The 16,252-nt window shown below is 45.4% G+C and carries 19 protein-coding genes; 4 read left to right on the top strand and 15 right to left on the bottom strand.

Translation table 11 applies throughout. The features are described from left to right. The first annotated feature begins 103 nt into the window (after positions 1 to 103). On the top strand, positions 104 to 985 hold the full coding sequence (locus K6T22_RS09500; RefSeq protein ID WP_238240090.1) for a glycerophosphodiester phosphodiesterase: 882 nt from the start codon (positions 104 to 106) through the stop codon (positions 983 to 985). A gap of 220 nt (positions 986 to 1,205) precedes the next feature. Beyond that, the gene (locus K6T22_RS09495) at positions 1,206 to 1,649 is read left to right on the top strand and encodes an Rrf2 family transcriptional regulator (RefSeq protein WP_238236652.1); all 444 of its coding nucleotides are present in this window, start codon (positions 1,206 to 1,208) and stop codon (positions 1,647 to 1,649) included. A gap of 54 nt (positions 1,650 to 1,703) precedes the next feature. On the opposite strand, the gene mnhG is transcribed toward K6T22_RS09495, so the two are convergent. From mnhG to K6T22_RS09460, 7 genes are read right to left on the bottom strand one after another with little or no spacing between them, the layout of a single operon-like run. Beyond that, positions 1,704 to 2,078 (bottom strand): monovalent cation/H(+) antiporter subunit G, encoded by a 375-nt coding sequence (gene mnhG, locus K6T22_RS09490; RefSeq protein ID WP_238236650.1) that lies wholly within the window; start codon positions 2,076 to 2,078, stop codon positions 1,704 to 1,706. Next, positions 2,062 to 2,298 (bottom strand): Na(+)/H(+) antiporter subunit F1, encoded by a 237-nt coding sequence (locus tag K6T22_RS09485; RefSeq protein WP_369792030.1) that lies wholly within the window; start codon positions 2,296 to 2,298, stop codon positions 2,062 to 2,064. Before K6T22_RS09485 ends, mnhG begins: the two co-directional genes overlap by 17 nt. 47 nt (positions 2,299 to 2,345) lie before the next feature. Then, a complete protein-coding gene (locus K6T22_RS09480) occupies positions 2,346 to 2,822 on the bottom strand; it encodes a Na+/H+ antiporter subunit E (RefSeq protein WP_195864864.1) in 477 nt (158 codons plus the stop codon). Between the two features lie 3 nt (positions 2,823 to 2,825). Continuing rightward, positions 2,826 to 4,313: a Na+/H+ antiporter subunit D gene (locus tag K6T22_RS09475; RefSeq protein WP_238236640.1), complete on the bottom strand. Its 1,488-nt coding sequence runs from the start codon at positions 4,311 to 4,313 to the stop codon at positions 2,826 to 2,828. Beyond that, positions 4,306 to 4,647: a Na(+)/H(+) antiporter subunit C gene (locus tag K6T22_RS09470; protein ID WP_023468540.1), complete on the bottom strand. Its 342-nt coding sequence runs from the start codon at positions 4,645 to 4,647 to the stop codon at positions 4,306 to 4,308. Before K6T22_RS09470 ends, K6T22_RS09475 begins: the two co-directional genes overlap by 8 nt. Before the next feature lies 1 nt (position 4,648). Continuing rightward, complete coding sequence (locus tag K6T22_RS09465; RefSeq protein ID WP_035407436.1) at positions 4,649 to 5,089, bottom strand: Na(+)/H(+) antiporter subunit B; 441 nt, start codon at positions 5,087 to 5,089, stop codon at positions 4,649 to 4,651. Further along, positions 5,086 to 7,491, bottom strand: a complete 2,406-nt coding sequence (locus tag K6T22_RS09460) for a Na+/H+ antiporter subunit A (protein WP_238236638.1) — start codon at positions 7,489 to 7,491, stop codon at positions 5,086 to 5,088. The genes K6T22_RS09465 and K6T22_RS09460 overlap by 4 nt, the downstream gene beginning before the upstream one ends. 356 nt (positions 7,492 to 7,847) lie before the next feature. On the opposite strand from K6T22_RS09460, the gene K6T22_RS09455 reads away from it, so the two are divergent. Continuing rightward, positions 7,848 to 8,099, top strand: a complete 252-nt coding sequence (locus K6T22_RS09455) for a hypothetical protein (protein WP_238236631.1) — start codon at positions 7,848 to 7,850, stop codon at positions 8,097 to 8,099. Between the two features lie 38 nt (positions 8,100 to 8,137). Here K6T22_RS09455 and K6T22_RS09450 read toward each other — a convergent pair whose 3' ends face one another. Both K6T22_RS09450 and K6T22_RS09445 read right to left on the bottom strand, forming a co-directional pair. Continuing rightward, a complete protein-coding gene (locus tag K6T22_RS09450) occupies positions 8,138 to 8,431 on the bottom strand; it encodes a hypothetical protein (protein ID WP_035407444.1) in 294 nt (97 codons plus the stop codon). 245 nt (positions 8,432 to 8,676) lie between these two features. Beyond that, the gene (locus tag K6T22_RS09445) at positions 8,677 to 9,390 is read right to left on the bottom strand and encodes a YebC/PmpR family DNA-binding transcriptional regulator (protein WP_053453572.1); all 714 of its coding nucleotides are present in this window, start codon (positions 9,388 to 9,390) and stop codon (positions 8,677 to 8,679) included. Positions 9,391 to 9,583: 193 nt separating this feature from the next. Between K6T22_RS09445 and K6T22_RS09440 the strand changes: the two genes are divergently transcribed. Beyond that, positions 9,584 to 11,356: a glycoside hydrolase family 13 protein gene (locus K6T22_RS09440; RefSeq protein WP_238236630.1), complete on the top strand. Its 1,773-nt coding sequence runs from the start codon at positions 9,584 to 9,586 to the stop codon at positions 11,354 to 11,356. Positions 11,357 to 11,426: 70 nt separating this feature from the next. On the opposite strand, the gene K6T22_RS09435 is transcribed toward K6T22_RS09440, so the two are convergent. The 6 genes from K6T22_RS09435 to K6T22_RS09410 form a co-directional block, all read right to left on the bottom strand. Then, positions 11,427 to 12,629, bottom strand: a complete 1,203-nt coding sequence (locus K6T22_RS09435) for a DUF1015 domain-containing protein (protein ID WP_238236626.1) — start codon at positions 12,627 to 12,629, stop codon at positions 11,427 to 11,429. Positions 12,630 to 12,642: 13 nt separating this feature from the next. Beyond that, positions 12,643 to 13,800 carry a phosphoglycerate dehydrogenase gene (locus tag K6T22_RS09430; protein WP_238236623.1) on the bottom strand — a complete coding sequence of 386 codons (1,158 nt, stop codon included), beginning with the start codon at positions 13,798 to 13,800 and terminating at the stop codon, positions 12,643 to 12,645. Then, positions 13,801 to 14,868 carry a 3-phosphoserine/phosphohydroxythreonine transaminase gene (gene serC, locus K6T22_RS09425; protein WP_238240089.1) on the bottom strand — a complete coding sequence of 356 codons (1,068 nt, stop codon included), beginning with the start codon at positions 14,866 to 14,868 and terminating at the stop codon, positions 13,801 to 13,803. A 123-nt stretch (positions 14,869 to 14,991) separates the two neighbouring features. After that, a complete protein-coding gene (locus K6T22_RS09420; protein ID WP_238236615.1) occupies positions 14,992 to 15,357 on the bottom strand; it encodes a nuclear transport factor 2 family protein in 366 nt (121 codons plus the stop codon). A gap of 83 nt (positions 15,358 to 15,440) precedes the next feature. Further along, positions 15,441 to 15,641 carry a cold-shock protein gene (locus K6T22_RS09415; RefSeq protein ID WP_023468529.1) on the bottom strand — a complete coding sequence of 67 codons (201 nt, stop codon included), beginning with the start codon at positions 15,639 to 15,641 and terminating at the stop codon, positions 15,441 to 15,443. Positions 15,642 to 15,884: 243 nt separating this feature from the next. Continuing rightward, positions 15,885 to 16,145, bottom strand: a complete 261-nt coding sequence (locus tag K6T22_RS09410; protein WP_238236611.1) for an RNA polymerase sigma factor — start codon at positions 16,143 to 16,145, stop codon at positions 15,885 to 15,887. Between the last annotated feature and the right edge of the window lie 107 nt (positions 16,146 to 16,252).

The following is a 16,252-nucleotide window of genomic DNA, read 5'->3' as shown; positions in this document are numbered from 1 at the left end:
GTTTACATCTTCTCTATATCAGCTTCATACATATAACTTAGGATAAATGTTGTAAGAATATTTCAAGGGGGAATTGATAATGTTGAAACAACTTGGATTGACGATGGTAGCAGGAGCACTACTGAGTACGGGATTACCAACTGAAGAGGTTGGAGCGAAATCGAAAGAAAAATCGTTACTCGATCCAAATCGGATCATTAACGTTGCACACCGTGGTGCTTCAGGATATGCTCCAGAGCATACGATGCCAGCTTACGAGATGGGACATAAGAAATTCAAAGCGGATTACATCGAAATTGATCTACAGATGACGAAAGATGGTCAGTTGATTGCGATGCATGACGAAACCGTCGACCGGACGACAAACGGAACGGGTGCCGTCAAAGAGAAGACCTTAGCTGAAATCAAGAAACTTGATGCTGGTAGTTGGTTTAATGAAGCAAATCCAACACTCGCTAAAAAATCATATGTGGGATTAAAAGTACCGACACTCCAAGAGATTGTTAATAAATATGGAAAGCATGCCAACTATTATATTGAGACGAAATCACCTGAAGTGTATCCTGGAATGGAAAAGAAATTACTCGATTTATTGAAGCGAAATGGATTGTCGAGTAACAAGGTCAAGCCAGGACAAGTCTTGATTCAATCGTTTAGTGCAGAAAGTTTGCAAAAAGTCAGAGCCATCGATTCAAAAGTTCCGTTGATTCAACTGATGGAAGCAAAGGATGTGTCTTCCTTAACTAATACAAAATTAAAGAAGATCCGTAAGTATGCAGTTGGTGTCGGTCCTTCTTATAAAGCGTTGACACGTGAAAATGTTAAAACAATTCGTCAACAGGGCTTGTTGTTGCATCCGTATACAGTAAATGAAAAAGTCGATATGGCTCGTATGCTCGACTATGGTGTCACAGGTGTCTTTACGAACTATGCGGATCGTTTAAATGCAGTCGTGAAAGAGTTGTCTAAAAAGCCATCAAAATAATTTAAAGAGTGATTCCTCGTTTCGATGGCGAAATAAGGAATCGCTCTTTTTTGATGAAATCTCGTATTTTAAATCCAATATTTCCTTCCTTACGTAATCTGTGTAGAGCATGATAAATAATTCGAATTGTGAGATGAATAGTGAGACAAAACTATGTGGTCGTTAGAGTGTTTCATGTTACGATAACAGTACAGTTTTGGGAAGGAATGGAGTGAAGATCGTGAGAATTACACAGTATACGGATTATGGTTTACGTGTGTTGATGTATCTCGGTGTGCACCGGGATGTCATCACACCAATGCCACAGATTGCAAAGCATTATGACATCTCATCCAACCATTTAATGAAAGTGACACAACAGTTAGCGAAACTTGGATATGTCGAATCCACGAGAGGTCGCTCAGGGGGACTTCGTTTGATTCGTGATCCACAGGACATTAACATTGGGAAGGTCGTTCGTGAAATGGAACCGATGGATATCGTTGAATGTTTCGGGAGCAACGGTCATTGTGTCATCGAACCAGGGTGTCGTCTTAAAGGCGTGCTCGGTCGAGCGCTGCGAGCTTTCATTCGTGAACTGGAACAACATACATTAGAAGAATTGCTAGATAATCGCGATGAATTAGCACTCTTATTTGCTGCTTCCTCTTTACAGCGTTCTTAATCAAAAACCCTCGTTTCCGTAAATGGAAGCGAGGGTTTTGTCATATCGACCTACTCATACGTCATCTTGGCGTTTTTTCGGTTCTACATGTTCTTTATTCTTAGATAAATCGTCACGCACGGATGATTTCCATAAGGGGACATTGCTGTAATATGCGGCACGAGCGATTAAATGACCACCGATCGGTGCCGTGATCAGTACGAATAAAATACCGAGTAGGACACGAGAAGAGAAAAATCCATCTTCCGTGACGAAGTAGATGATGACGCCGATCAAGATCGACATCACACCTAATGTCGCACTTTTAGAGGCTGCATGAGCACGGGTATAAAGATCGGGTAAGCGAATCAGACCGAGCGCGGTAACGAGACTAAATCCCATCCCAAGCAAGGCGAAGATCGCGACGATCAATTCATTGATTGCGATCACGTTCGATGATCTCTCCTTTCTCGATATATTTCGAAAAGGCAACGGTACCGATAAAGGCAAGAATCCCGATTAAGAGGATAACTTCTAGATAGTCACTCGTTCGTAAGATGATTGAGACCAGACCAACGATTGAAATCAAACTGATACCGATTGAATCAAGGGCGATGACCCGATCCGCGACACTCGGTCCTTTGATGACCCGATAAAATAGACCGAGCATCGAGAGGAAGACGCCTCCGAGTGCAATATAGATTAAGATATCAAACATTACCGACTCACCTCCAGAATGGCTTTCTCGAAGCTGTCACGAATCGATGCGACCGCTTCATCGACTTCTGGCATATGGAGTGCATGAATATAGAGTGTTTTATTATCGTCTGAGATATCGACGACGAGTGTCCCGGGAGTCAGTGTGATCAGCATCGATAGCAACGTGATTTGCCACGGTTGATCGAGTTCCGTCTCATAGGCGAAGATACCAGGCTGAATATCTAACTTCGGCTTTAAGATGATTTTTAGAACATCGATGTTCGCGACGACCAGTTCGTAGAGAAAGCGGAAAAACAACAAGACGAGTGCGATGACGGGTCCGAGATAAAAACGACCTTTAAAGCCGCGGCGGAAAGCGAACATCGCAATCAGACCTAGTGCATAGCCGATGACGAAACCGGAGGCCGAGAAATTGTTTGAGAGAAACATCCACAAGAATGCAAGAAATAAGTTGAGCAAGACTTGAAATGCCATGAATTAACGACCTCCTTTGAGTACGGCATCGATGTAGAGCGTTGGATTCGTTAACGGTTCAACGGCTTGTTGAATGAGTGGACGCATTGCCTCAGCACCTACGCCATAGAGGACGCTAAGTGCAACTAAGGCGATCGTAGGAGCAAGCAGCCGTGGAACAAGCGCTTGCTTCTCACCTGAGTACGTCTTTGGTGTCCCCCAAAAGGCGCGCATGAACAATTGGACGACGGAATACAAGACGAGCAGACTCGATAATAAAACGATGATCGGTCCAATCAACTCACCGTCTTCAATGCCACCACGAACAATTAGGAACTTGCCGATGAACCCACTGAGCGGTGGAATCCCGGCGAGTGATAACGCTGCGATGAAGAATGTCCAACCTAGTACAGGATAGGCTTTGATCATACCACCCATATCCTTTAGTTTACTCGAACCGGCAATTCCGACCATGATTCCGACGAGTAAGAACAACGCGGCCTTGATCACCATATCGTGAAGAAGATAGAAAATCGCTCCTTCTAGTGCTTGCGGCGTCATGAGGGAAACTCCATACAAGATGACTCCAACCGCAACGATGATGTTGTAGATGATGATTTGTTTCGCATCTCGCGTCGCGAGCGCACCAATCACCCCGATGATGATTGTACTCAGAGCAAGGACACTTAAGATTTGATGAATCGTTCCAATCTCGTTTGAGAAGAACAAACTATACGTCCGTAAAATCCCGTACACCCCGACCTTCGTCAACAAGGCACCGAACAGAGCAAGAACAGGTGTCGGTGGTACTTGATAAGATCCTGGTAACCAGAAGTAGAGTGGGAAAATCGCACCTTTTAACCCGAAAACGATCAGGAATAACAAGGCGATGACGTTTAGAATCGCTGGTTGCCCGACCTCTGTGATCTTCTGGCTGATATCCGCCATGCTAAGCGAACCGATGATCCCGTACAAGAAGGCAACCGTCATGACGAACAAGGCGGACGAGATGACGTTAATCAAGAGATACTTGAGTGATTCTCGTAATTGTGCCGGCTTCCCGCCGAGAACGATCAAGACATACGACGAAATCAGGAAGACTTCGAAGAAGACGAACATGTTAAAGATATCACCCGTCGTAAAGGCACCGTTGACACCAACGAGCAGGAATTGAACGGCAATGAAATAGTAATACCGTTGATAAGCATCGCTCAAATAGACGATCGCATACCAGATGATACTTAGGACAAGTATGCTCGTCGTCGTGACGAGTAAAGCAGACAACATGTCAGAGACGAGCGTGATACCAAAAGGTGCCGGCCAGCTACCTAGTGTGACGGTCAAAATGCCATTCGAGCGGACAGTCAGAACGAGGTAGATGGATGCGCAGACAGTCAAAATCGTCGAAAAGACGGAAACGATTCGTTGTCCTTTGAGGTGTCGCGGGAAAAACATTAAAATGACACCCGTCAACAAAGGGATGATGATCGGTAATAGCGGTAAGTTAATCATTCGAATCGGTTCCTTTCATCTCTTCGATATTATCGGTTCCAAGCTCTTGATACGCGCGATACGCAAGTACCAAGAAAAAGGCGGTGACACCAAAGCTGATGACGATGGCAGTCAAGACGAGTGCTTGTGGTAATGGGTCCGTATAGGAAGTCACGCCATCCTTTAAAACCGGAGCTGCGCCTCGTTTTAATCCACCCATCGTCATGACGAGTAGGTGAGCAGCGTGACTGAGTAATCCCGTTCCGATGATAATCCGAAGAATGCTTTTCGAAAGAATGAGATAAATGGCACACATCGTCAGGATGCCTGCGGCAATCGCCATGATGATTTCCATATTAATCACTCTCCCCAATCGTTTGAATAATCGTCATCGTCACACCAACGACGACAAGGTATACACCGAGGTCGAACAACATCGCCGTGTGAAGCGATGTCTTACCGAACAACGGCAAATTAAAATAATCATGCGCATGCGTGAAGAACGGTACGTTGAACACGAGCGCTCCTGAAGCCGTCAGTACAGCAATCAACATGCCAAGCGCCGTGATCCATTTATAATCAAACGGTAAAATCCGGCGCAACGTCTTGATGTCGTATGCAAGTAAGATCAAGACGAGAGCAGACGCTGTTACGAGACCACCAATGAAACCGCCACCTGGGGTATAGTGTCCGGCAAAGAACAAATAGACAGCAAACAGGAAGATGATGAACGTGATGAAGGAAGTCGCGGACTCTAAGATGACATCATTCGTATGCTTTTTTGCCTGCTTTTTCATTTATCCACCCCTCCTGTTCGTCTGAATTTAATCATCGTATAAATCCCGATTCCGGCAAGTGCGAGAACCGCAATCTCAAACAACGTATCAAAGCCACGGAAGTCGACGAGAATGACGTTGACCATATTCCCACCAGCAGCAAGATCAGCAACGTTGTCAATGTAATACTTGGCAATCGAAGTAAACGAACGCTGACTGAGCGAAGCAAGGGCGACAAGCGTCACTGTCAATCCGACGAGTGCTGAGATTAAAGCATTTCCGAGCTTAAACGGAATGCGTTCTTCTTTCCGACTGATTTCCGGCAAACGATAGAAAACGAGTAGGAATAAGGCGACCGATACTGTCTCGATGACGAGTTGTGTCAAAGCAAGATCGGGTGCCCGGAACAAGACGAAGAACAGAGCGACCGTATAACCTGTTACACCAAGCAAGATGATTGAAGTCAGACGCGAGCGTGCAAAGGTAATCGAGAGGGCACTCGAAACAAGGACGAGTGCAAGAATGATCTCGTAAGCATCAATCGAGCTAATTGGATCAACCGCGAAGCGGAAAGCATCAAATCCGTATAATGCTGTCAAAATCAAGATGACGATGAACCCGAAGATATAGACAAGGTATGATCGCATATAACCGGTCATGACCGCATCGTGGATCCGAGTCGATGTCTGTTCACCACGGCGTAACAGCGCATCATATTGATGGTTGAGTGAGACAGCGCGTGGCATCCGGTTATAAAGTGATTGCCAACGTGGCAGTGTCTTGTACAAGATGAACCCGACTGTAAAGATGAGTAACGTTAGGAAAAATTCTGGGTTAAATCCATGCCACATTGAAATGTGCACATCAATCTTCCCGCCGGCAGCAACGACTTGTGGCAGGATCGCTTCGACTGCTGGTCGAATCAACGTATCTGACAATATGTTCGGGAAGAGTCCGATGATGACGACGAGCGAGACAAGGACGAGTGGTGGAATCAACATGCCAATCGGTGCCTCGTGTGGTGTTTTCGGTAACTTGTCGTCTTGGCGTTTACCGAAGAACGTTCTCCGGACGATCAAGATGCTGTAGACGAACGTAAAGATGCTTCCGACGACGGCGAGTACAGGAATGATCCAACCGTACGACGGCAAGTGGAACAAATCCGATTCTGAAACTTGAAGAACACCTGTCAAGAACATCTCTTTACTTAAGAAACCATTGAACGGTGGAATCCCTGCCATCGAAAGAGTCCCGATCATCGCAATCGTCATCGAGATCGGCATCAGTTGCGCAAGACCACCGAGTTTCCGGATATCACGTGTTCCGGTCTCGTGATCGACGATTCCTGCCATCATGAACAGGCTTCCTTTGAACGTCGCGTGGTTGATCAGGTGGAAAATCGCAGCCACTGTCGCAATCGTGTACAGTCCATCGTCTAACGCGTCGACGTGCAAGGCAGCTGCTCCGAGTCCGAGTAAGGACATGATCAATCCAAGCTGAGAAATCGTCGAGTAGGCGAGAATACCTTTTAAATCATGTTGTTTCACTGCATTCAGTGAGCCCCAGAATAAGGTGAATATTCCGACAGAAGAAACGAGATAAAACCAAAGCGACTCATCCGCAAAAATCGGGCTGAACCGAGCGACGAGGTACAAGCCTGCCTTGACCATCGTTGCCGAGTGCAAGTAGGCGCTGACAGGGGTCGGCGCTTCCATCGCATCCGGTAACCAGATGTGGAATGGAAACTGTGCGGATTTCGTAAATGCTGCTAACAAGAATAAGACAAGTGCAACCGTAAAGAATGATTCTCCTTGAATCGATTCAAGCGACGCATACGTTTCCCGAATACTGAGTGATCCACTAAGTGTAGAGAGAATAGCGATTCCGCCAAGCATCGCTAATCCACCAAAAACGGTGATCAACATCGATTTTTGAGCACCGTAGCGAGAACGTTCCCGCTCGTACCAGTATGCAATCAATAAGAAAGAAGAGATTGATGTCAATTCCCAGAACAAATAGAGAACGACCATGTTGTCTGATAGTACGACACCAAGCATCGCTGTCATGAACATCAATAAATACACATAAAACGTTCCGAGTGACTCTTTTTTCGCATCCAGATAAAAAATGGAATAAAGAACGACGAGTGCACCAATTCCGGTAATCAACAAGGCGAACAACAAGCCAAGTCCATCGAGATACGTGACGAAATCGATCCCGAGCGATGGTATCCATGGCATGCGTGCCGTAAGCGTCTCACCCGACATGGTACTAGGGAGAAAACGGCTGAAATACGAAACGAGCAGTACAGGTACGACAAGTACAAACCAACCGGTATGAATATTCGGAAGGCGTTTCGCTAGAAGCGGAATGAAAAGACTGATCAATATGGGCAGTAAGATAGCCCCGTGCATCACGGACACGAAATTCCCTCCTTTGTGACATCGACGACCAAAAATGAAAAAGGGACGCGAACGCAAGCCATTGAAGCTCGGAACTGTCCAGTAGAAGACATGATTCATTTTGTTCGTCGAAGATGTTTCTGAATCAAGTATAGCGTACTTTTTTCCTTCTTGCATGACGTGAAGCGTTGAAGCATAAGGGGTAGAGCCATTTTTCCTCATAATTATTAAATATGTAGGAACACGGTGGAAAAAGGCTGAATTTTTTTTTTGATTTTTTAATAAAACGAGTGAAAACTCATGGGAAGGATTCAAATTCAGTCAACACGGGTACAATTACCAAGAGCAAATGTATCGATCATAGAGGGGGAAATTTCATGCGAGCCACATTCAAGACAGGTGTCATTTTAGGTGGATTAGCGGCCATTGCGACAATTGCATATCAACAATATCAACAACGGAAAACATCCTCCGGCGATATTGATCACCGACCAAGTATCGACGCGAAGCGCGATCCGGCAGAGGTCGGCTTAACGCAACTTGATTCCATTCACCGTGCCGATTGGCAAGCGAATGGATTTCCACAAACACATGCGGAACTCGAACGTCTCGAGCAAGAAGAGGATTAAAAAAACACGTCTCTCGAATGAGAGGCGTGTTTTATGAATCAAGCACTCGTTGTGACAAGGGCACGTGTCCGTTCACTGTGTGCGGTATAAGAAGAGAGATGTTCGAACTGATAAAGCGTTAACGTTGCTGTACGGCGTTGCCCGGTACTTGACTCGAGCATCAGATAGGCTTCATTAAAGTCTGTACCACCACCATCGTAACGGATATGTGCTGTAATCGTTCGTCCGTCAGTTGTCTGCATATAAATGTCGTAACCTCCGAAATCAACGCGCTTAAAGCGGGTTGCCTCGCTTACGATGTGTTTGAATGTTTCAATTAAAGAATATGTCATCATTCGTTCCTCCCTTTATTCCTTCAAAACCAAATAAGTTATAATCAACTCCGAATATTACTATTCCCATTAAATTGAAGAAATAAACATCGAGAATGAATCTTTTTTTATCCTTGTTATGAAACGCGTTTCATACATTATGATGAGTGCAGACGGTGCGTTACCGAAGCAGGGCGTTAACCGATACAGGAAATCTATAATCAAAAAGACAAGGAGCTAGTCGCGACTAGCTCCTTGTCTTTTAATTATAGCTCTACGTTGTGATAGACCTGTTGTACGTCTTCTAAATCCTCAAGTGCATCAATCATTTTCTCGAATTGTGCAACGTCGTCTTCAGACAAAGCGACTTCGTTTTGCGCCAACATGACGAGTTCGGCAAGTGAGAACTCTGTAATACCTGCCGCTTTTAATGCTTCTTGAACAGCATGGAACTGTTCCGGCTCGGCATAGATGATGACAGACTCATCTTCTTCAAGGATATCACGAACATCGATGTCCGCTTCCATCATCAATTCTAAAACGTCATCTGCTGATTTTCCTTCAAACGCAAAGATGGCAGTCGCATCGAACATGTAAGCGACAGACCCACTGACACCCATGTTTCCGCCATTTTTACCGAATGCAGCGCGTACGTCAGAAGCCGTCCGGTTGACGTTGTTCGTCAGTGTTTCAACGATGACCATTGAACCGCTCGGTCCAAATCCTTCATAACGAAGCACATCATAGTTTTCTTCTGCTCCACCTTTTGCTTTTTCGATTGCTCGATCGACGATGGCACGAGGAACGTTGTATGTCTTCGCTCGTTCTAAAACGACTTTTAATGCTTGGTTAGATTCTGGATCTGGCTCGCCTTGTTTAGCCGCTACATAAATCTCACGACCGAACTTTGCGTAGATCCGACTCGTATTTTTGTCTTTTGATGCCTTTTTTTCCTTGATGTTGTTCCATTTACGACCCATTTCGTATCCACTCTCTTTCCGTAATGTCAGAAATCTATGATTTCCTATGCGTTATCAGTATACCTTAAACTACCTGACAGACTGAACTAAAATGTCAGTGGAACAGTTGAATTTCCATTAAAACGTTTAGGTGATGTTGAAGAGAGGAACTTTACCGTTAGAGATATATCAATTTAAGGGAGAGTGGCAGAATTTGAATCAGGCTGGGGTCGTCCATCGCGCATTATCACCATTTGTTTATGCTTATGATCAAGAAACCGTCCATGTACGGCTTATGACGGCTAAGGATGATGTTCGTGAAGTAAACTTAATTCACGGTGATCCATATGAATGGGAAGCTGAAAAGGAAGAAGACCGCGATTGGAATTTTGATCCGGATAAAGAGAAGTCATGGAAAGTGCAGCAAACACAGATGCAATACAATGGAAGTGATGCAACCTATGATTACTGGTTCGTTGCCATCCGTCCAGAACGAAAACGCGTACGATATGGGTTTGAAGTTCACAGTGATACGACAGCCGTTTTAACGGAGCGTGGATGGTATGACGAAGCACCGCTCGATCATCCAGGCTACTATTTTTCCGTTCCATATGTCCATGCGACGGATGTCTTTGATACACCGGACTGGGTCAAAGATACGGTCTGGTATCAAATTTTCCCGGAACGATTTGCGAATGGAGACCCGACGAATGATCCGGCAGGAACAAAGGAATGGGGGAGTGAGGCACCAGCATTTCAGAATTTCTTCGGTGGAGACTTTCAAGGAGTCATCGACCACATCGATCACTTAAAACGGCTCGGTGTCACAGGTGTCTACTTCTGCCCAGTCTTTCAAGCACCATCAAATCATAAGTATGACACTCTTGATTATCTTAAGCTCGACCCAGCATTCGGGGACGAGGAAACATTCCGGAAAATGATCCAAGTGTTGCATGAGAACGGTATCCGTGTATTGCTTGATGCCGTCTTCAACCATATTAGTGAAGACCATCCAGCATTCCAGGACGTCTTAGAAAAAGGACAAGACTCGAAGTACGCCAACTGGTTTACGATTGATTCATTCCCAGTTGATCCGTCGATTCCCAATTATGAAGTGTTTGCGTTCGAACGGAACATGCCGAAGTTGAACACTGCTCATCCTGACGTAAAACAATACCTGCTCCATGTCGGACGCTACTGGGTCGAGGAATTCGGAATCGATGGCTGGCGTCTTGATGTCGCAAGTGAAGTCGATCATGCTTTTTGGCGCGAGTTTCGAAAAGAGGTACGTGCTGCGAACGGCACGTGTTATATCGTCGGTGAATGCTGGACGGATTCACAACCGTGGTTACTTGGTGATCAATTCGATGCCGTCATGAATTACGGATTGACAGAGAGTTTTCTCACTTGTTTTGCAACAGGCGAGACAACGGTTCGCGATTTTTCGCACGCGGTCAGCCGGAATCTCAACTGGCATTCTCAAAACGTCAACGAAGTGATGTTTAATTTAATTGACTCGCATGACACGCCACGTGCATTGACACGGGCGAAAGGCAACGTTGACCGGATGAAATTACTTTTCGCAACATTGTTGACGTTTCCTGGAACACCGGTCATATACTACGGTGATGAGATTGGGATGACGGGAGGGCAAGATCCTGCCAATCGTGCCTGTATGGAGTGGGATAAGTCGAAACAGAATCATGAATTGTTCGACTACGTGGCTCAATTGATTGCACTTCGTAAAAAACATCCGATTTTAGCAAATGATGGAACGTATCACGTTAAGTTAGCTGACGAGTCAAAACAACTTATGGTGGTCGAACGACGTCAGGGTGAACAATCTTACTTGGTAATAGTCAATGTAAGTGAAGAAACACAGATTTTTTCGCTAGAAGGGACTTTTGAGAATCTTTTGGATGAGACAACGGCTTCGGAGGCTGTTCAAATACCAGCTTTATCGGCCGTTATTTTGCGACAACTTTAAGGAAAAGTATATTTATCAAAATAACAAGCCGTGAACAACTTGTCCACGGCTTGTTTTTTCATGCATGATTTTAAGAATGAAACGGATGGATCAGCAATCCACTTCGCAGTTTCGGTTCGAACCATGTCGATTTTGGTGGCATCACTTCTCCCGCATCTGCCACTGCCATCAAGTCTTCGATCGAGGTCGGGTGCAAGTGAAAGGCAATTGCTGCATGTCCGGCATCAACAAGTTGTTCGAGACCTTCATAGCCTTTGTGTCCGCCGACGAATTGGATGCGCGCATCTGTCCGTGGATCTTCAATGCCGAGTAGCGGTGTCAGAAGCTCTTCTTGAAGAATCGAGACGTCTAGATTCGCTTTCGTGCCCGTGCGTTCAGAAGCGTACGTGAGCGTGTACCATTGCCGGTTAAGATACATCTCGATTTGGTGTTTCTTTGTTTGTTCAGCACGTCCTTTTGCGATCGTAAACCGGTGTGCTAAGCGTTCAAGAAAATCAACGACGGATTGACCGTATAGATCCTCAACGACACGGTGGTATCCGAGAATCCGTAATTCATCTTGTGGGAACGAGACAGCGAGAAAGCGTTGTGCCTCTTCTTGATCCGTCCGGCTAGCAGCGATGGCTGCAGCTGCAGCGCGATGGTGACCATCGGCGATGTAGAGAGCGTCATGACGTGCAAACTGGCTACCAATCGTCAACAGATGATTTCGGTCGACGACTTTAAAAATCCGGTGTGTGATCCCGTCAACTGTAAAATCATATAGTGGATCACCGGTAGTAATTGTCGAGACGATTTCTTGCAACTGAGTATCCGTTTGATGCGCAAGTAAAATCGGTCCTGTATGAGCCTCTAAATGTTCGACGTGGCGGACGCGGTCGCGTTCCTTATCCGGACGCGTAAATTCATGTTTACGTATTTGGTTCGTCTCGTAATCAGCGACGGCAACACAACCGACGAAGCCAGATTGTGTATGTGAACCATCTGATAATTGATAAATGTAATACGTCTCGTCCGAATCGAGTTGTAAGATACCGTTCGTCTGACTCTCTTCAAAAGCAAGAGTTGCTTGTTGATAAACGCGTGGGTCGTCTTCAGCAATGAGCGAAGGAAGTGTCGCTTCTGCCTTGTCAATCCGTAAAAAAGAGAGGGGACGTCGACGAATCTCAGCGCGTGCTTCCTCACGGGAATAGACATCATAAGGTAAGGCGGAAAAGTCTGCTGCATATTTTGAATCCGGTCGTAACGCTGCAAAGGGTTCGAATGTTGGCATGGGATCACTCCTTTTAAAGTAGACGTGTTTTCAAGACGCCTGGAATTTGATTCAGACGGTCGAGAGAGATCATTTCGTCCGCGTGATTATCGATATCGATGATCGTATAAGCAATCGCATCTTTACTCCCGTTGATCATGTTGGCGATATTGATCGATTCTTGAGCTAATACGGAAGCGATTTGACCGACCATGTTCGGAATATTATGGTGAGCAATCGTGATTCGTCGTTTTCCGGTATAAGGTAACTCAACTGCTGGGAAGTTGACAGCATTGCGAATGTTTCCTGTCTCAAGGAACGCTCGGAGCTGATCGACAGCCATGATGGCACAATTTTCTTCCGCTTCACTCGTGGATGCGCCGATATGTGGTAATGGAATGACGCGTGGGAGAGATAAGATAAAGGCATTCGGAAAATCGGTCACATAGTTGGCAAGGCGACCGGATCGAAGAACATCGGCTAACGCCTGTTCATCGACGAGTTCTCCACGCGAGAAATTGAGTAACGTCGCGCCGTGCTTCATTTTCGAGAAGAGTGCAGCATCTAGTAAACCAGTCGTTGCGTCAACGAGTGGGAGGTGTAGCGTGATGTAGTCGCTTGTCGCGAGTAACTCTTCGAGTTGCGTTGCGCGGTGAATTTGATTCGAGACACGCCACGCCGATTCGACAGACATATGCGGGTCGTAACCGGTAACCGTCATACCAAGTTCGTGAAGGGTGTTAGCTAAGCTCGCACCAATCGCTCCAAGTCCAACAATCCCAATTCGTTTTCCAAGTAATTCAGTTCCGACGAACTGCTTTTTGTTCGCTTCAATCCGTTCCGGAATATCCGGTCCGCGTAGATTATTCGTCCAAAGCAGACTCGGGACGAGTTTTCGTGCGGTCAGGAATAAGCTCCCGATGACGAGTTCCTTGACGGCATTGGCATTGGCGCCAGGTGTCGAAAAGACTGGAATTCCACGATTAGCGAGTTGATCGAGTGGAATCGTATTGACGCCGACGCCAGCACGGGCGACAGCTTTTAGACTGTCCGGAAAACGCATGTCATGCAAATCCTTACTGCGAACGAGAAAGGCGTCGGGCTGCTCGGTTTCGCGGTGGACGTGATAGTCTTCCGTAAATCGTTTTAATCCTTTATCTGATAAGTCGTTCCATAATTGCACTTGATACATTTAACGTTCCCCCTGTTCAAAACGGTGCATGATGTGAATAAGTGCTTTAACTCCCTCGCTTGGCATTGCGTTATAGAGGCTTGCACGCATTCCGCCGATCGAGCGATGACCGGCAAGGTTAATGAGGTCGTGACGCTCGGCGAAAGCTAAGAAGGCAGCGTCTTCTGTCTCACTTCCGGTCGAGAACGGGATGTTCATCCGGCTTCGGTCTTTAACGGTAACATGATTATGAAAAACAGTAGATTGATCGATTGCTTCATATAAGAGTTGTGCTTGTGAGGCATTTCGCGCTGTAATCGTCTCGAGTCCCGTCTCTTCAATCCATTCGAGTACCAACTTCGTCATATAAAGACTGAACGTCGGTGGCGTATTGTAAAGAGAACGCTGTTTCGCATGGATGTCATACCGTAAGTAGGCGCCGATCGTATCAGGGACACGATCAAGTAAGTCATTCTTAATGATGACAACTGTCAAGCCGGCGACACCTAAATTTTTTTGAGCACCAGCGTATAACACATCAAATGACTCAATCGGCAATGGTTCAGATAGGATGGATGATGAGACGTCGGCGACGAGCGGCACATCGACGTGAGGTGGTATCTGATACGTCGTCCCCTCGAGTGTATTATTCCAAGTGATATGCAGATAGTCGCTTGAAGACGTAAATGGTCCGTCCGGGATGAAGCGATAACCTTGATCAGCAGAAGAGGCGAGGACATTAACCGTCGCATACTGTTTGGCATCCGCAATCGCCTTTGTCGACCAGCCGCCGGTATCAATAAAATCGATCCGTCCGGTCTTCGTCGCCAAATTTTGCGGTAACATTGAAAATTGAAGTGTCGCTCCACCTTGAAGAAACAGCACGGAGTACGTATCGGGAATCGACATCAACCTTCGCAATGATTGTTCGGCTGCATCTCGAATCGATTCGAAGATTGGCGAACGATGACTCATTTCAAGAACGGATTGTCCTGAATTTTCATAATTGAGTAGTTCAGATTGTGCCTTCAATAAGACCGGGGCAGGAAGGACTGCCGGACCGGCAGAGAAGTTATAAACCGTCATGATGAACACTCCTTCTTGAATTTTCAGAAAATATGTACCACTCAAGTGTAACGGAATGAAAAATGAGAAGCAATTCCAACTGTCGATGAATGGAAAAATGAAAATAAAAAAACACCTCTCAATCCGTTACGACGGATCAAGAGATGTCAGTTGACCAAAGTGCCATTTCCAGCCCTCAGTTGTCGCACGATAGACCGAAACGACACGGAAACGACCGACGTACTGCGTCGTGCCGTATTCAAACCGATCCTCTGTCAAACTATATTGAATCACTGTATCTTCGAAGTGGTCGATGTATGAAAAATCATCAGTTCGTGACAACCAGCGAATGTTTTCTGGATCGACGTAATGATCGAGATACGTCTCAGCATCAAACGACCGACCTAAAGCATCGATAAATGTAAATTCAGGTGACAACAGGTGAGAGACTTGTGTCAAATCTCCTTTTAGCATCGATTCTTGCAACTGATGCATGGTATTCTCGAGTGTCATGGAAAAACTCCTCTCTTCTTGAATCGTCAGTGTAGCACATTTAGACACAAAAAAGACCCTGCCGAAGCAGGGTCTAAAGGAAATTAAAGTTTTACAACGTTAGTTGCTTGTGGTCCACGTTGGCCTTCTTCAACTTCGAAAGAAACCTCTTGACCTTCGTCAAGTGATTTGAAACCTTCAGATTGGATTGCTGAGAAGTGTACGAATACGTCGTCTCCGCTTTCGCGCTCGATGAAGCCGAATCCTTTTTCTGCGTTAAACCATTTTACTTTACCTTGTTCCATGTGTATTGCCTCCTGCGTGTGACTGGCACACTGATTATTACTACCGTGATCAATTTCATCGAATATAAAGTGAAACACTTCGTATCTCCACCGAACAACAATAATTACTTAATAATATAGCATGCCTGTATCGAAAAAGAAAGGACAAAACAAAAAAAGAACAAACTAAGCTGTTCTTCTCTGAATAAATCATTGATTTAAAGGGTTCATTCTACCTGTGTCGAAAAAGTATAACGTGTTCTTTCACCGTGTCGGAGTAGCTTCTCTTTTGTTACTTAGTTGCCGTAATGTATGCAAAATAAATCCTTGGAAATTTGGATATCGGGCTGGTTGTTCCCAAACGGTGCGGAATAACTCGGTCATTGCAGAATGGATGAGTGCTTCATCGACTTGTGTACGACGAAATAAAAGAAAAAGTGTTTTTTCGTAACGATCATATAATCGCTCGAGCGCGACAGAATCACGCTGTTTGATTTGATGAAGCAAATCAGTGTCTGAATACATAGGTCACTCCTTCTTCGACAGTTTTCTCTGTAATATGCTGTCACTGTAATGTAATTAACTATTATATAGATTCCCGTTAGCTGAATTATGAAACACACAAACTTCTT

Origin of the sequence: Exiguobacterium acetylicum (assembly GCF_022170825.1) — a bacterium.
GTDB classification, from domain to species: domain Bacteria; phylum Bacillota; class Bacilli; order Exiguobacteriales; family Exiguobacteriaceae; genus Exiguobacterium_A; species Exiguobacterium_A acetylicum_B.
This window is presented reverse-complemented; position numbering and strand designations above follow the sequence as displayed.